The 15,254-nt window shown below is 68.7% G+C and carries 13 protein-coding genes and 2 pseudogenes; 7 read left to right on the top strand and 8 right to left on the bottom strand.

Features of this window, described 5'->3' with window-relative positions; all coding sequences use genetic code 11:
• Positions 1-48 precede the first annotated feature (48 nt).
• The 6 genes from AB0N14_RS28205 (at position 49) to AB0N14_RS28180 (ending at position 8,259) form a co-directional block, all read left to right on the top strand.
• On the top strand, positions 49-1,071 hold the full coding sequence (locus tag AB0N14_RS28205; protein ID WP_366028520.1) for a LacI family DNA-binding transcriptional regulator: 1,023 nt from the start codon (positions 49-51) through the stop codon (positions 1,069-1,071).
• Between the two features lie 192 nt (positions 1,072-1,263).
• Entirely contained in the window at positions 1,264-2,622 is a 1,359-nt protein-coding gene (locus AB0N14_RS28200) for an extracellular solute-binding protein (protein WP_366028519.1), read from the top strand.
• 51 nt (positions 2,623-2,673) lie between these two features.
• Complete coding sequence (locus AB0N14_RS28195) at positions 2,674-3,615, top strand: sugar ABC transporter permease (protein ID WP_366028518.1); 942 nt, start codon at positions 2,674-2,676, stop codon at positions 3,613-3,615.
• Complete coding sequence (locus AB0N14_RS28190) at positions 3,612-4,478, top strand: carbohydrate ABC transporter permease (RefSeq protein ID WP_366028517.1); 867 nt, start codon at positions 3,612-3,614, stop codon at positions 4,476-4,478. Before AB0N14_RS28195 ends, AB0N14_RS28190 begins: the two co-directional genes overlap by 4 nt.
• Positions 4,479-4,504: 26 nt before the next feature.
• Positions 4,505-6,106 carry a glycoside hydrolase family 13 protein gene (locus AB0N14_RS28185; RefSeq protein ID WP_366028516.1) on the top strand — a complete coding sequence of 534 codons (1,602 nt, stop codon included), beginning with the start codon at positions 4,505-4,507 and terminating at the stop codon, positions 6,104-6,106.
• 206 nt (positions 6,107-6,312) lie between these two features.
• Positions 6,313-8,259, top strand: a complete 1,947-nt coding sequence (locus tag AB0N14_RS28180) for a glycosyl hydrolase family 28-related protein (RefSeq protein ID WP_366028536.1) — start codon at positions 6,313-6,315, stop codon at positions 8,257-8,259.
• Between the two features lie 109 nt (positions 8,260-8,368).
• On the opposite strand, the gene AB0N14_RS28175 is transcribed toward AB0N14_RS28180, so the two are convergent.
• The 8 genes and pseudogenes from AB0N14_RS28175 to mgrA all read right to left on the bottom strand — a co-directional run bounded on the left by AB0N14_RS28175 (position 8,369) and on the right by mgrA (position 14,392).
• The gene (locus tag AB0N14_RS28175; RefSeq protein WP_366028515.1) at positions 8,369-8,893 is read right to left on the bottom strand and encodes a 2'-5' RNA ligase family protein; all 525 of its coding nucleotides are present in this window, start codon (positions 8,891-8,893) and stop codon (positions 8,369-8,371) included.
• A pseudogene (locus tag AB0N14_RS28170) lies at positions 8,856-8,963 on the bottom strand (SAM-dependent methyltransferase); the annotation flags it as partial. The gene AB0N14_RS28175 and the pseudogene AB0N14_RS28170, both read right to left, overlap by 38 nt.
• Before the next feature lie 106 nt (positions 8,964-9,069).
• Positions 9,070-9,441 (bottom strand): ricin-type beta-trefoil lectin domain protein, encoded by a 372-nt coding sequence (locus AB0N14_RS28165; RefSeq protein WP_366028535.1) that lies wholly within the window; start codon positions 9,439-9,441, stop codon positions 9,070-9,072.
• 45 nt (positions 9,442-9,486) lie between these two features.
• Positions 9,487-10,722: pseudogene (locus tag AB0N14_RS28160) on the bottom strand (alginate lyase family protein); the annotation flags it as partial.
• 609 nt (positions 10,723-11,331) lie between these two features.
• Positions 11,332-11,964, bottom strand: a complete 633-nt coding sequence (locus AB0N14_RS28155) for a hypothetical protein (RefSeq protein WP_366028514.1) — start codon at positions 11,962-11,964, stop codon at positions 11,332-11,334.
• A gap of 225 nt (positions 11,965-12,189) precedes the next feature.
• Positions 12,190-12,702, bottom strand: a complete 513-nt coding sequence (gene msrA, locus AB0N14_RS28150) for a peptide-methionine (S)-S-oxide reductase MsrA (protein ID WP_366028512.1) — start codon at positions 12,700-12,702, stop codon at positions 12,190-12,192.
• A 290-nt stretch (positions 12,703-12,992) separates the two neighbouring features.
• Entirely contained in the window at positions 12,993-13,319 is a 327-nt protein-coding gene (locus tag AB0N14_RS28145) for a putative quinol monooxygenase (protein ID WP_366028511.1), read from the bottom strand.
• Positions 13,320-13,348: 29 nt separating this feature from the next.
• On the bottom strand, positions 13,349-14,392 hold the full coding sequence (gene mgrA / locus AB0N14_RS28140) for an L-glyceraldehyde 3-phosphate reductase (protein ID WP_366028510.1): 1,044 nt from the start codon (positions 14,390-14,392) through the stop codon (positions 13,349-13,351).
• Positions 14,393-14,601: 209 nt separating this feature from the next.
• Between mgrA and AB0N14_RS28135 the strand changes: the two genes are divergently transcribed.
• Complete coding sequence (locus AB0N14_RS28135) at positions 14,602-15,240, top strand: TetR family transcriptional regulator (RefSeq protein WP_366028509.1); 639 nt, start codon at positions 14,602-14,604, stop codon at positions 15,238-15,240.
• Positions 15,241-15,254: the final 14 nt, after the last annotated feature.

Here is a 15,254-nt window from a genome sequence, read left to right as displayed (position 1 = left end):
TTACGCCGGGCCGTAAGTGAATTGCGGATCATGCCCTAGGCTTGAGTCATGACACGACGACTTGCCGAGGTGGCCAGGAAAGTCGGGGTCAGCGAGGCGACGGTCAGCCGGGTGCTCAACGGCAAGCCCGGTGTCTCCGAGCAGACCCGCGAGGCTGTGCTGACCGCCCTGGACGTGCTCGGCTACGAGCGACCGACCCAGCTGCGGGGCGAGCGCTCGAGGCTGGTCGGGCTGGTCCTGCCGGAGCTTCAGAACCCCATCTTCCCCGCCTTCGCCGAGGTGGTCAGCAGTGCACTGGCGCAGCAGGGCTTCACGCCGGTGCTGTGCACGCAGACGGCGGGCGGTGTCTCCGAAGCCGACTACGTGGAACTGCTGCTCCAGCAGCAGGTCTCGGGCGTGATCTTCTTCGGTGGCCTGTACGCCCAGGCCGAGTCCCCGCACGAGCACTACGAGCGACTGGCCCGCCGCGGTCTGCCGACGGTGCTGATGAACGCCGCCATACCCGACCTGGACTTCCCGCAGGTCAGTTGTGACGACGCGGTCGCGGTGGAACAGGGCGCCGGGCACTTGCTGTCGCTGGGCCACCGGCGGATCGGCGTGGTGCTCGGCCCGCCCGATCACATGCCGTCGCGGCGCAAGCTGGCAGCGGCTCGCACGGTACTGGAGGGGGCCGGGCTGGAGCTCGAGGAGGCGGACGTCGCACACGCGCTGTTCTCCCTGGAGGGTGGGCAGGCTGCGGCTGCGCGCCTGCTGCAGCGCGGTGTCACCGGCATCATCTGCGCCTCGGACCCGTTGGCCCTGGGGGCGGTGCGCGCTGCCCGCAGGCGCCGCCTCGATGTGCCCCGGGATGTGTCGATCATCGGCTACGACGATTCCTCCTTCATGACCTGCACCGATCCGCCGCTGACCACCATCCGCCAGCCCATCGAGGCGATGGGCCGCGCCGCCGTGGAGCTGCTCGTGGGGGAGCTGGCCGGCGCCAAGGTCACCCACGACGAGCTGCTCTTCGAGCCGGAGCTCGTGGTGCGCGGATCGACCGGTCTGGCGCGAGAGAGCCCAGCCTCTGACTGAGCGCCAACTGGCAGCGCCGGCAAGGGCCGTACCCATGGGGTGCGGCCCTTGCGTTGTCTGTGGCGCGTCCCATCACGGTTTCGCGTTGATTTCTTGCAAAGTACCGTCGAGATATTGCGGTGCCGACGGGTCGGTGCTTAAGTGAGGCACGCCACACCCCCCGCACTCCGCCCATGAAGGGGTCTTACACCCATGCGCAGATCCGCAGCGCTGCTGATCGCCGGCGCTCTCACCCTGACCGCTGCTGCCTGTTCCAACTCCTCCAACGGCGGTGCCAAGCCGACCAACGGCAAGGTCTCGATCTCCATCGACTGCGCCCCGCCGAAAAGCCGCCCGACGCAGCGCAGGCAGTGGGCCGATGACATCGCGGCCTTCGAGAAGCTGCACCCGAACATCACGGTGAAGAGCATCGACACGTTCCCGTGCGAGACCCCTGAACTGTTCACCGCCGCGCTCAAGGGCGGCACCGAGCCCAACGTCTTCTACACCTACTTCACGGACAAGCAGCAGGTCCTGGACGCCGGCCAGGCGGCCGACATCACGAAGTACGTCACCTCCGAGAACCTGCCGGTCAAGGACGACATCATGTCCTCGGTGTGGGACACCCAGAAGGCCGACGGGAAGATCTACGGCATTCCGCGCACCAACTACACCATGGGCATGATCATCAACCGGCAGCTCTTCCAGAAGGCCGGACTCAACCCCGACCAACCGCCGCAGACCTGGGCCGAGGTCCAGGCCGACGCCAAGAAGATCGCCGCCCTGGGCAAGGGCATCGCGGGCTACGGCGACTACAGCGCGGGTAACAACGGCGGCTGGCACTTCACCGCCGAGATCTACGCCCAGGGCGGCCGGATGGTGAGCGACGACGGCACCAAGGCGGCCTTCAACAACCCCCAGGGCCTGGCCGTGCTGCAGAACCTGCACAAGCTCCGCTTCGACGACAACGTCATGGGCAGCACCCAGCTCTACAAGTGGGGTGACCTCCAGAAGCAGATGGCCGCGGGCAAGTTGGGGATGTACATCGCCGCCCCTGACGACATCACCTACATGGTGCAGAGCCTCGGCGCCCACTACGAGGACTTCGGCATGGGCCCGGTCCCCGGCCAGAACGGACCCGGCACCGGCACCCTCACCGGCGGCGACGACTACATGTTCAACGTCAAGGACACACCCGAGCAGATCAAGGCCGGGATCCAGCTGCTCAGCTACCTCTGGCTGACGGAGGGCCAGGGCCAGCAGTACAACTACCCCCGCTCCAAGTCCTCCGGCCAGGCGGTCGGGCTGCCCCAGCCGCAGCTGTTCCAGGGGGCCACCGCCACCAAGGACGCCCAGCTCAAGGCCGCCAACGCCACCATGTCGGTGCAGGCCTTCGAGCCCTTCGTGAAGGCCAACGTCCCGGGCGTCGTCGAACCCGGCAACGCCCAGGCCATCTACAAGATCCTCGACACGGCAATGGCGTCCACGCTGACGAACCCCAACGCCGACCTGAAGAAGCTGCTGGACACCGCTGAGCAGCAGGTCAACCAGGTCCTCGCCAACGCCCAGTAGCCGCAAGGGCCGCCAGGCCCCGGGACGAGCAGCCTCCCAAGGAGATCGACGATGGCGGTCGCGACCGCATCCTCCGGAACCGACGCGCAGCCCACCGCGGCGGCCGGCCGGGCCGGGGCACTGCGCAGATCCGTACAGCGCAACCTCACCGCACACGGCTTCCTGATCGGCGCGGTGCTCTGCTTCGCCTGCTTCCAGTGGTATCCCATGGTCCGCGAAGTGATCATGAGCTTCCAGAAGGCGAAGGCGGGCAGGACCACCTGGGTCGGCCTGCACAACCTCGACCAGATCGTGCACGACCCCAGCTTCTGGCCGGCCTGGCGGAACACCGCCGAATTCACCGGCCTGGCCCTGCTGTTCGGCTTCGCGCTGCCGTTCGTCACGGCCGTGGTGATGAACGAACTGCGGCACGCGCACGGCTACCTGAGGATCCTGGTGTACCTCCCGGTCATGCTTCCGCCGGTGTCCTCACTGCTGCTGTTCAAGTACCTGTACAACCCCGAGTACGGGCCGATCAACCGGGCACTGCAGCTGCTGCACCTGCCCACCTCCGGCTGGCTGCAGTCCCCGGACATGGCGATGCTCGCCGTTGTCATCGCCTCCACCTGGATGAACATGGGCAGCGCCACGCTGATCTACCTGGCGGCGCTGCAGAACATACCCGGTGAGCTCTACGAGGCCGCCGAACTGGACGGAGCCGGACTGCTGCGGCGCGTCTGGCACGTGACGATCCCGCAGACCCGGCTCGTCCTCTCGCTGATGCTGATGCTTCAGATCGTCGCCACCATGCAGGTCTTCGTCGAGCCCTTCATCCTCACCAACGGCGGCCAGGGGGTGGAGGGTTCGACCACCACCGTCGTCTACCTGATCTACCAGTACGCCTTCAACTTCTCCAACTACGGCGCAGCCTGCGCCCTCGGGCTGCTCCTGCTGCTGGTGCTCGCCGGGTTCTCGGTGATCTACGTGCGACTCAACCGGAGGCTGGAGTCATGAGCGACACCCGCACCCTGGTCAATCCTGCCCAGCTGAACCGCACGCTCTACCGCGCGACGCTGATCCTGGTCGTCGTCGCCTTCACGCTGGTCTTCCTGGGCCCCCTCTACCTGCTGGTGACGGGCGGGCTCAAGGGCACCACCGAGTCCATCCAGACCCCGCCCACCTTCTACCCGCACCACATCGTGGCCTCCAACTACAGCGACGCGTGGACCCGCCTCAACATTGCCCATCTGCTGCTCAACACGCTCTGGTACGCCTTCGGGGCACTCGCCTTCCAGCTCGTCCTGGACGTCGCCGCGGCCTACTCGCTGTCCAAACTACGGCCGGCGCTGGGCAACGCGATCCTCGGCCTGATGCTGGCCACTCTCATGATCCCGGCCATGGTGCTGGTCGTCCCGCAGTACCTGACCGTGCTGGACCTGCCGCTGACCCACCAGAACCTGCTCAACTCCCCCTGGGCGATCTGGCTCCCGTCGGTGGCCAACGCCTTCAACATCTACCTGCTGAAGCGCTTCTTCGACTCGGTGCCCCAGGAACTGCTCGATTCCGCCGCCATCGACGGTGCCGGACCGCTGCGCACACTGCTCTCCATCGTGCTGCCCATGTCCCGGCCGATCATCGGCGTGGTGTCCATCTTCGCCCTGGTCAACGTGTGGAAGGACTTCCTCTGGCCGCTGCTGGCCGAGCCCGACCCGACCAGGCAGACGCTCAACGCCGGCATCTACTCGCTCTCCCTGGGCGTGCCGGAGAACGTACTGATCGCCGCCTCGGCCATCTCCGCCGTGCCGACGGTGGTCTTCTTCCTGATCTTCCAACGCAACATCATGTCCGGGCTCACCGCCGGCAGCCTCAAGGGCTGACACCATTTCCCGAGGAGACTTCTACCGTGCACCAACCCCACGAGTGGTGGCGTGGCGCCGCGATCTACCAGATCTATGTGCGCAGCTTCGCCGACGCGGACGGCGACGGGGTGGGCGACCTGGCGGGCGTCCGGTCCCGGCTGCCGTATCTCGCCGAACTCGGTGTCGACGCACTCTGGTTCACCCCCTGGTACACCTCACCGATGGCCGACGGCGGCTACGACGTGGCCGACTACCGGGCCATCCACCCGGCCTTCGGCAGCCTGGGGGAGGCCGAGAAGCTGATCTCCGAGGCACTGGCGTCGGGTATCCGCACCATCGTCGACATCGTCCCCAACCACGTCTCCGACCGGCACCGCTGGTTCCAGGAGGCGCTCGCCGCAGGCCCCGGCTCGCCGGAGCGCGATCGGTTCTGGTTCCGTGAGGGCCGAGGCGAGAGGGGCGAACTTCCTCCCAACAACTGGATGTCGCAGTTCGGTGGCAGCGCCTGGACTCGCGTTCCGGACGGCCAGTGGTACCTGCACCGCTTCGCCTCCGCCCAACCCGACCTGAACTGGCAGCACCCCGAGGTGCACCGGGAGCACGAGGAGGTGCTGCGCTTCTGGTTCGACCGGGGCGCGGCCGGGGTCCGCATCGACTCCGCCGCCGAGGTCATCAAGGACCCGGCGCTTCCCGACCTGGTGGACGGCATGGACCCGCACCCCTACCTGGACCGCGACGAGATCCACGACGTGTACCGGGACTGGCGCAAGGTCGCCGAGTCCTACACCCCGCCGCGCGCCCTCATCGGCGAGGTCTGGCTGCCCGACCCCGAGCGCTTTGCCCGCTACCTGCGCCCCGACGAGCTGCACACCGCCTTCAACTTCGGTTTTCTCACCTGCCCTTGGGACGCCGTGCGGCTGCGCGAGGCGATCACGACCACGCTCGCCGTGCACACGCCCGTCGGCGCGCCCGCCACCTGGGTGCTGGCCAACCACGACGTGACCCGGACCGTCACCCGCTACGGCCGTGCCGACACCGGCTTCGACTTCGCGGCCAAGGCCCACGGCACCCCCACCGACCTCGCACTGGGCACCCGGCGCGCCCGGGCGGCAGCGCTGCTGAGCCTGGCCCTGCCCGGCTCCGTCTACCTCTACCAAGGCGAGGAGCTCGGCCTGCCCGAGGTCGAGGACCTGCCGCACTCGGTCATCGAAGACCCGATGTTCCACCGCACCGGAGGAGCCGACCCCGGCCGGGACGGCTGCCGCGTGCCGCTGCCGTGGAGCGGCGACGCCCCGCCGTTCGGCTTCGGCCCCGAGGGCACTCAGCCCTGGCTGCCCCAGCCTCACCACTGGTCGACGATGACGGCGGAGCAGCAGGTGGCGGACCGGGACAGCATGCTGAGCCTGTACCGCACGGCGCTGCGCCTGCGCCGGAGCGAGACCGCACTCGGCGACGGGCAGATGACCTGGCTTCCCAGCGGCCCCCAGGTCCTCTCCTTCACCCGCGACCCCGGGTTCGGCTGCGTCGTCAACCTGGGCTCGGAGCCGGCACCGCTGCCACCGCACCGGCAGGTCCTGCTGAGCAGCGCACCGCTGACGGACGGGCAGCTGCCCACCGATACCGCGGTCTGGCTGCGCCTGCCCTGACCCGGACGCGGCACCGACCGCACCCGGGCCGTGCCGCTCATGGAAGTGAGCGGCACGGCCCGCCCCTTCCCGCAGCTCCCGCGAGGATCCATCGCCTTCCACCAGAGAATCGAGGCGCAGTGAACCGCACAAGCAAACGTGCCGGCGCGCGGCGAAGAGCCGCCGCAGCCCTGGCGGTCGTGACAGCGACGGTCGGCCTCACCGCCGTGCCGGCCGGCGATGCCGCGGCGGCCGGTGCCGCCCAGGAGACCCAGGCTGCGCCGGTGACCCGCGCCGGGCTCGACCCCGCCCTGGTCGCCGGTCGAGGAGCCGACCTCGGCTTCCTGGAGCAGGAGGCGGAGCACGCCCCGACCGACGGCACCGTCATCGGGCCGGGCCGCACCGCGTACACGCTCGCCGCCGAGGCTTCAGGCCGCAGTGCGGTCAGTCTCGCGCCCGGCCAGTACGTCGAGTTCACGCTGCCGCGAGCCGCCAACGCCATCACCGTGCGCTACAGCATCCCGGACGCCCCGACCGGCGGCGGGATCACCGCCCCGCTCGACGTCAGCGTGAACGGGCGCCACCGCAGCACCATGACGCTGACCTCGCAGTACGCCTGGCTGTACAACCAGTATCCCTTCAGCAACGACCCCACCGCCGACGTGCTGCACCCCGACTGGTGGATCACCGAGTGCGGCTGCGTCCCCAACGCCACCACCCCGGCCCCGGTGATTCCCAAGCCGTTCCGGCCGAACCACTTCTACGACGAGCAGCGGCTGCTGCTCGGCCGTACCTATCCGGCCGGTGCACACATCCGGCTGCGCGTGCCGCAGCGCAGCGAGGCCGCGACCACCGTGATCGACCTGATGGACTCCCAACTCGTCGCTCCGCCGAAGGCGGACCCGTCCGCGGCCAACGTGCTGGCCTTCGGAGCGGACCCCAACGGCCGGCGCGACTCCGCCGACGCGATCGACAAGGCCATCGCCTTCGCCAGACGGGCACACTTGAAGGTCTACATCCCTCCGGGGACGTACCAGGTCAGCCGTCACATCATCGTCGACGACATCACGATCGAGGGCGCCGGCAGCTGGTACACGATCATCAAGGGCCACCAGGTCACCCTCGGGGCACCGGCCCCGGACGGCTCGGTGCACACCGGCGTCGGTTTCTACGGCAAGGACGCTTCGGCGGGCGGCAGCCACCACGTGCACCTGTCGGACTTCGCCATCGAGGGCGACGTGCGCGAACGGATCGACACCGATCAGGTGAACGGCATCGGCGGGGCACTGAGCGACTCGACCATCGAGGGGCTGTACATCCACCACACCAAGGTGGGCATGTGGTTCGACGGACCCATGAGCAACCTGCGGATCACCGGCAACCAGATCGCTGACCAGATCGCCGACGGCATCAACTTCCACACCGGGGTGACCGACTCCCTCGTCTCCAACAACTTCATCCGGAACACCGGCGACGACGGGCTGGCCATGTGGTCGGAGAAGACGGAGGACGCGGGCGACGTCTTCGACCACAACACCGTGCAGACCCCGGTGCTGGCCAACGGCATCGCGCTGTACGGCGGAACGGACAACACCGTCTCCGGCAACCTCGTCGCGGACCCCATCCGGGAGGGCAGCGGTATCCAGGTCGGTTCCCGTTTCGGCGCCGAAGCCTTCACCGGCCACCTGTGGATCACCGACAACACCACGGTGCGTGCCGGTACATACGAGCTCAACTGGAACATCGGGCTCGGGGCGATCTGGTTCTACGCCCTGGAGAAGGACATCGGCGCGGACGTCGAGGTGGTGGGCGACTCCTTCCTCGACAACACCTACAACGCGGTGATGTTCGTCGCCGACTGGCCGGTCAAGGACAAGTACTCGATCACCAACGTGCACTTCAAGGACATCAAGGTCGACGGTACGGGCACGTCCGTGGTCAGCGCCCGCGCCGCGGGGTCGGCGAGTTTCGAGGACGTGCAGGCCCGCAACGTCGGCGCGGTCAGCGTCAACAACTGCGGATCCTTCCACTTCACGCCCGCTGGTTCGGAGTTCTCCGTCTCCGACCGCGGTGGCAACGGGTCCTGGCTCGCGCCGTGGGAACTGCCCAACACCATCACCTGCGACGACCGGCCTGCGGTGGTGCCCCCACCGGCACCCAGCCCCTGGCCGTAGGAGTCCGGACGATCCCATGTGATGGTCACCTCCCCGGGTCTCCAGGCTCCGGCGTCGAGGCGGCCGACTGCGAGGCCCTGGACCGCCCGTACGACCTGGCCCGGGTCCGTCACCGGCTCACCGAGTCGCTGCCGGCCCCGGGCGGCGGCGAGGACGCGCGTGAGCGGGTTCCCGGTGGGTCGGCCCGAGGAGGCCCGGCGAGAGGTGCGCCAAGTTCCCAGACCGTCGCCGTCATGGCGTCGAGCCGGGTGGCGCAGTCGGCGCTGACTCGCTGTGCATCCCGGGTCCGGCCCAGGGAAAGATGCGGGGCGAAGTTCTTGGCGGGCCCCCGACAGCGCGGGAACCGCTGCTGCAGTGCGCTGTGCAGGTCCGCCCACGGCGCCTTGCCGCCCGCCGTCGGGTCGAGCCACACGGTGGAGTACGCCCTGTGCCGGAAGGTGCGCACCCCGTCCAGCCGGGCGGTGAAGACCGGCGTCTCGGCCGTCGCCGCGGCGAGCAGCGGGGCGGCCCGCTCGAAGTCGGACTCCGGCACGAAGCCGAAGAGGACATTGACGTGCGGCGGCCAGCGGTGGATCTGCGGATCGTAATCCCGGCGCGCCGATCTCCCGGTCCACGGCGTAGTTGTCTTTGCCACCGAGCAGGTACTCGTAGACGCGGGCGATACTGGGCCTGGTGGCGTCGATGGAGGAGCCTTCATCCGTCATGTCGACAATCCTCTCCTGCGACGTCGCCCGCTGACCATCACTTTGGAATCCTTGAACGGCCTTCCCTCGCGAAGAGGGATCGGGCTGATCATCCGGCCGTGTCAGTTCACGTCGGCAGGGTCCACAGCTGATTGGGGGTGCCGGCGCAGGTCCAGATCTGCAGCCGGGTGCCGTTGGCGGAACTCTGCCCGGTGGCGTCCAGGCACTTGCCGGACGCAGAGTTCACCAGCGTGCCGTTCGCCTGGGGCTTCCACTGCTGAGCACCGCTGCCGTTGCACGAGTACAGCTGGATCTTTGTGCCGTCGGCTGTCCCGGCGGCGGTGACGTCCATGCACTTGCCGAGGGCGCGCAGGGATCCGTCGGTGGCCACGGTCCACTGTTGGGCCGGGGTGCCGTTGCAGTCCCAGAGCTGGATGGCGGTGCCGTCGGCGGTGCCGGCCCCGGCCACGTCGACGCACTTGCCGCCGATACCGGTGATCGGACCGACCGGGGACGGCGGTGACGACGTACTGGAGGCAACGTAGGGGTTGTCGGCGTTGGTCAGGGTCTCCCAGGCCACGAAGAGGTTGTTGGTGCCTTGCGGACGGTGGGACTCCGTGTACGACTGCGTGTTGGCCATCGCATAGCCGTACCGGTTGTGCATGGCGTTGAAACCGGGCTCGGTGATCGGGCCCAGGCCGAGGTTGAGCGTGCCGTTGCACAGCCACGACGGGACCGCGGCGCCGTTCTCGTAGGTGGTCTGGAAGCCCAGCGCCTGCCGCAGCCGCTCACCGACCTGGGGGTACAGATCCTGACCTTGGATCAGCGCAGTCTCCGCGACGTGCGAGATCGCGGAGATGCCGTACCCGGTGTGGGTGAAGTCCCGGCAGGTCTCCTGGGTGAGGCCCGTGACGAAGGTCGACTGTCCCTGCCAGTAGTTGATGACCTTTTGCGAGGTGTCCAGGCCGCTGCCGGGCACCGTCTTGGGGAGGGAGCCGTCCGAGGACAGGTAGATGTAGGCCGGGACCCGGTTCAGGTAACGCTTGATGGCCGAGTCGTAGCCCGCCGGGTCCTCGATGAAGACGGAGATGCCGACGGCGGCCTCCATCATCGAAAGCTCCCAGTTGCCGTTGCTGTTGGATCCGTTGATGACCTCGGGGAGGTAGACGTTCCGCAGCATCGCCGTGAAACGGCCGATGTCCGAGGAGGACCAGCCGGTGTAGGTGTAGCGGATGATCTCGGCGGCCCGGGGCCACACCGAGCCCGCCCAGCCGGTCTGCAGCGGGGCGTTGCTGTTGGTGTGGTCGGTGATCACGGCAGACCACGCGTTCATCAGCTGGATCGACTTGTCGGCGTACCGGCTGTCGCCGCTGATGTACCAGATCAGCGCGTCGGTGTAGGCCGCGATGGCGTCCTGCCGCTCGTCGGTGCAGCCGTGGTCCGGGTTGGAGTAGGAGCCGCAGTCGACGACCGACCACGGCTTGGGGACGCGCGACAGCGAGGCATAGGAACTCGACGTCATCTGCTGGTATGCGGACGCCCACGGCTGGACGCCTGTCTGCACCTGGGTACGGACGTAGTCCAACTGGGGTCTGCTCACCATCACGCCGGGATGGGTGAAGGTGGTGGGCGAGGCGGCGACCGTCGCCCCGGTGGTGGCGGTGCCCTGCGCGGTGGCCGGGCCGGCGAGGCTGCCGCAGAGCAGGGCCGCAGCAGCCGCGAGGGTGCCGGGAAGCACGGTTGCGGCGCGGATCCGCCGCAGGAATCGACTCAGTTGCATGGCAGTTCCTGCCCTTCGGACTCGTCTTACCGGTGCGGAACGGATCAGGCGGGGAGGGCGGCGGCACCGAGCAGGGAGACCGACGCCAGGAAGCCGACGAGGGGGGACAGACGTCTGATACGCATGGGCCATCCAACTGGGTCTGGTGAGGGACCGGTTCGTGGGGGAGAAGAAGGAGCGGCCGAGCAGCGCGAAGTCAACTAGCGAAGAGAGCAACGCGCAAGAGAACTGACAGGAAAGGTTCCTGTCGCGGTTGACTTCGACTTCTTCGAACGGCCGCGCGTCCCGGCCCGCGGTCCAGTTTCACGAGGTTGCGTCACAGACCCCGCCTGACTCCCTTGACGCCTTGCTGCGTACGGGAGTTGAATGCGCGACGGCCGAGCACCGCAAGGGGAACCGGCCTTGCACCGTCGCTGTCGGTTCGCCGCGTTCGCCGTCGGAGAGGGCTGGAGGTGACCGGCTTCCTCCTGCACGGCAACGATGCGGGCAAGCCGCCGGATGCAGTCGTCGTCCGCGTTCGTTGCCGTCCTACCGTGGCTGCGAGGGTGGCCTTGACACGGCCCGGCTCCGCCCGACCCCGTCCCCCGAGCCACCGCAGCATGGACTCCGTCACGTCGCTGACTGGTGAAGCTGACGCGCGGTGAGACGCCGCACGTCCCAGATGAGCTCGGCGAGGCCCGCGGCGGCCGACCGGAGGTTCGGGGACACGCCGGGGAGCGGGGTGCCGGTCAACGCCGCCAGGTCGCCGGCGGGCACGTCGAGCACAGTGGAGAAGTCGACCAGCAGCTCGGGGGTCAGCTGCGTGCGATCGTGCCCCACCCCGCCGTAGGCGGCAGCCGACCAATACCGGCCGGTGACCACCAAGAACGTTCCGGCGGTGGCGAGCCGGTCGAGATTGCGGTTCCGGGCCATGCGCATCGGCAGAGCACCGGGGCCCGGAAGATACCGCTCGTGGACCGGCAGGCCAGGAACAGGCTGCGTGCGCTCCTGGCGCGGCAGCGACGCCGCGAAATCGCGCGACTCGGCGCGCTTCTCCGGCGGCAGAGCGAGGGCCTGACGGACGAGGCCGGGCACCGCACCCGCTCTCCGGCCCGGTGTCCGCAGGGGCGAGGTCGGCGGGCACCTCGGCACCTCCATGAAGAGGTCCGCGGTGTGCGGGCGGAGCGCGGGCGCAAGCCGCCGAAGCAGAGACGGGCTCGGCGCCCCGCCGAGGAACAGGCTCAGCAGTTCGGGCTCGGACACATCGGCGCAGGGCGCCGATGTCCAGTTGCCGGTGATCCGCCGGCCGCTCCAACAGCGCACCGCACCCGTCAGCCGCTGCCATCAATCCGGCCGGGCCTGGTCAAAGCCTGGTCAAATGACCACACCCCCATCAGCGGCCGGCCACGATCGCGGTGGGCGACGGCGTGGGCACCGGTGTGGCGACACGCTGACGCGGATCGCGGCCTGTGCCGGTGGCGGAGTGGCTCAGCCCTCCGTGCGGGCGGGCAGCCGCCATCCCGGGCGGGGGAAGTGGCAGGTGTAGCCGTCGGGGTAGCGCTCCAGGTAGTCCTGGTGCTCCGGCTCGGCCTCCCAGAAGGGGCCGACCGGCTCGACCTCGGTGACCACCTTGCCCGGCCACAGTCCGGAGGCGTCCACATCCGCGATGGTGTCCTCGGCGATCCGCTTCTGCTCGTCGTCCACGTAGTAGATCGCCGAGCGGTAGCTGAGGCCGATGTCGTTGCCCTGGCGGTTCTTGGTGCTCGGGTCGTGGATCTGGAAGAAGAACTCCAAGATCGTGCGGAAGTCGGTCTTCTCGGGGTCGAAACGGATCTCAATGGCCTCAGCGTGGGTCCCGTGGTTACGGTACGTCGCGTTCGGCACGTCGCCCCCGGTGTAGCCGACCCGGGTCGCCGTCACGCCCGGGAGCCGGCGGATCAGGTCCTGCATCCCCCAGAAACATCCGCCCGCCAATACGGCCCTCTGCGTCTGCGCTGCCATGTCGGCCCCTCCACTGTCTGTCGCCTCGGTCACTGGCGCCGCTCGGCTCGCACACCGTCGGCGTCCCATACCTCTGGCTACGTCAGCGCGTGAGGGCTCCGAACAATTCCGCGCCTGCCCACCCGGTCCTCCGGACGCCGTGCGCTCGGCTTGTCAGCGGGCCCGTGCTGCCTTGCGCGCCTCCCGGCGACTGCACAGGACCCGGGTGCGTCCGACCGCGCGGCGTTGCGTCCGTGACCCTCATGCGCCCTGACGGGCGCGCGGCAAAACCTCGGGCCCTGTGACTCGGATCAGTCCTCGACGGCCATTTCCCCGAGCAAGGACCAGTCGTCCTGTTCGAGTTCCGTGTTGACGATCCGCGGTGTGTCCGCCAGGTACGGGGGCAGGGTCTGCTGCGCGGCCTTGAAGTGGGCGGACTGGACGTGTGCGGCGCCGGCGTCGGCGTCTCGGAAGGCCTCGACGAGTACGTACTCGGCCGGGTCGGCCAGGCTGCGCGACCAGTCGAACCAGAGGCAGCCGGGTTCGCTGCGGGTGGCCTCGGTGAATTCCCGGGCGATCTCCGGCCATTGCTCCGCGTGCTCCGGCTTGATCCGGAACTTTGCCGTGATGAAGATCATTTCGCTGCTCCCTGCAGTACCGGTGATGGTCAGCCGAGGTTTCCGAGGCGGGCGTCCTGCCACAGGTCGACGCCGCCGTCGGTGGCGTACTTGTCGATCTCGGCCAGTTCCTCGGTGGTGAAGTCGAGGTTGTCCAGCGCGGCGACGTTCTGTTCCAGCTGTTCGGTGCGCGACGCGCCGATGACGAGGGAGGTGACGCGCTCGTCGCGCAGGGCCCAGGCGAGGGCCATCTGGGCCAGGGTCTGCCCACGACGGGCCGCTATGTCGTTGAGAGCGCGCAGCCGGTGCAGCATGTCGTCCGACAGCCACGCCGTGTCGAACGACGTGCCCTGTGCGGCCCGCGAGTCACCGGGGATGCCGTCGAGGTACCGGCCGGTCAGGAGCCCCTGGGCGAGGGCCGTGAATCCGATGACGCCGAAGCCCTCCTCCTGGGCGGTGTCGAGCAGACCGTCGGTCTCGATCCAGCGGTTGAGCATGCTGTACGACGGCTGGTGGATGAGGAGCGGCGTGCCCAGGTCCCGGAGGATGGCGGCCGCCTCGCGGGTCCGTTCGGCGTCGTAGGAGGAGATGCCGACGTACAGCGCCTTGCCCTGACGGACGGCGGTGTCCAGTGCGCCCATCGTCTCCTCGAGCGGTGTGGTCGCGTCGAGCCGGTGGGAGTAGAAGATGTCGACGTACTCCAGGCCCATGCGCCGCAGCGACTGGTCGAGCGAGGCGAGCACGTGCTTGCGGGACCCGCCGCCCTGACCGTAGGGGCCGGGCCACATGTCCCAGCCGGCCTTGGTGGAGATCACCAGTTCGTCCCGGTACGGCGCGAGGTCCTGCTTCATCAGGCGCCCGAAGTTGATCTCCGCGGAGCCGTAGGGCGGGCCGTAGTTGTTCGCGAGGTCGTGGTGGGTGATCCCGAGGTCGAAGGCGCGCAGCGCGATCTCGCGCTGGGCCTCGAACGGCCGGTTGTCGCCGAAGTTGTGCCAGTAGCCCAGGGACAGGACGGGAAGGTCGAGTCCTGAGCGGCCGGTGCGCCGGTAGCGCATGGTGCTGTTGTAGCGCTCAGGATCCGCGACGTGGTTCATCGGGCGATCTCCGGGTGGGGCGGTGAATGCCCCCGTCGGGTTCGAGGGGACGGTTCCAACGGTGCTCCTGCGCGACTCTGAAGTCCAATAACGCCAAGTCATCTGATTCAGCAGTGTTGCTTCTGAATGGGATCCAGCACCCCACGCCCCCACTTTTCCTGTCAGTGGCGTGGAGCAGCCGCGACAGGTGACACCCCGTTGCGCCGGTCATGCATCGTGAAGTCGGACCGGACGGCCACACCGGACTGCAGCAGCTTCTGGCGGACCACTGGATTTCGGCCGGGGTACGAGACAACGTCGAGAAGCGTGCCGAGCTGCTCAAGCAGGTCGTGCACCACCTCCAGCACCACGGCGTCGCGCAGATGTCGCTGAGCCCGCTCGCCGAATCGATCGGCACCACCAAGCGCATGCTTCTGTACTACTTCGGCAGCCGCGAGAACCTGCTGGCCCAGGCACTGGCCGCCAGCCGTCCCGACGCCCACGCGATGTTCGACGACGTCCACGACACCGCCGGGCTGCGCAGGGCAGCCCATGCCCTGTGGGAAGCGATGACCGTCGGGGAGCAGTCCGGGCCGGTCCGCATGCTGCTGCAGCTGCTCAGCCTGGCCGCCACCGATCCGGAGCGGTACGGCAACCTTGCTGCCGACAGCGTCGAAGTCATGATCGGCCCCATCGCCGCCGCATGCGTCCGGCTGGGCCACCCGCCACAGCAGGCGCGGGCAGGAGCCACGCTGCTCGTCTCCGGCCTGCGCGGGTTGTGCCAGGACCGCCTGGTGACCCATGACGTCGCCCGTACCGACGCGGCCGCCCGCCGCCTCATCAAGGACGCGGTCGCGGCGGCCGACTGAGCTCGATGGGGCCT

It is taken from the genome of Streptomyces sp. NPDC051104, assembly GCF_040682835.1.
GTDB classification, from domain to species: domain Bacteria; phylum Actinomycetota; class Actinomycetes; order Streptomycetales; family Streptomycetaceae; genus Streptomyces; species Streptomyces cynarae.
This window is presented reverse-complemented; position numbering and strand designations above follow the sequence as displayed.

Bases quoted from the DNA above. Each gene is read 5' to 3' on its own strand.
- AB0N14_RS28205 (WP_366028520.1), top strand. From the start codon at position 49: ATGACACGACGACTTGCCGAGGTGGCCAGGAAAGTCGGGGTCAGCGAG.
- AB0N14_RS28200 (WP_366028519.1), top strand. From the start codon at position 1,264: ATGCGCAGATCCGCAGCGCTGCTGATCGCCGGCGCTCTCACCCTGACC.
- AB0N14_RS28195 (WP_366028518.1), top strand. From the start codon at position 2,674: ATGGCGGTCGCGACCGCATCCTCCGGAACCGACGCGCAGCCCACCGCG.
- AB0N14_RS28190 (WP_366028517.1), top strand. From the start codon at position 3,612: ATGAGCGACACCCGCACCCTGGTCAATCCTGCCCAGCTGAACCGCACG.
- msrA (WP_366028512.1), bottom strand. From the start codon at position 12,702: ATGGCAGCGCAGACGCAGAGGGCCGTATTGGCGGGCGGATGTTTCTGG.
- AB0N14_RS28145 (WP_366028511.1), bottom strand. From the start codon at position 13,319: ATGATCTTCATCACGGCAAAGTTCCGGATCAAGCCGGAGCACGCGGAG.
- mgrA (WP_366028510.1), bottom strand. From the start codon at position 14,392: ATGAACCACGTCGCGGATCCTGAGCGCTACAACAGCACCATGCGCTAC.
- AB0N14_RS28135 (WP_366028509.1), top strand. From the start codon at position 14,602: ATGCATCGTGAAGTCGGACCGGACGGCCACACCGGACTGCAGCAGCTT.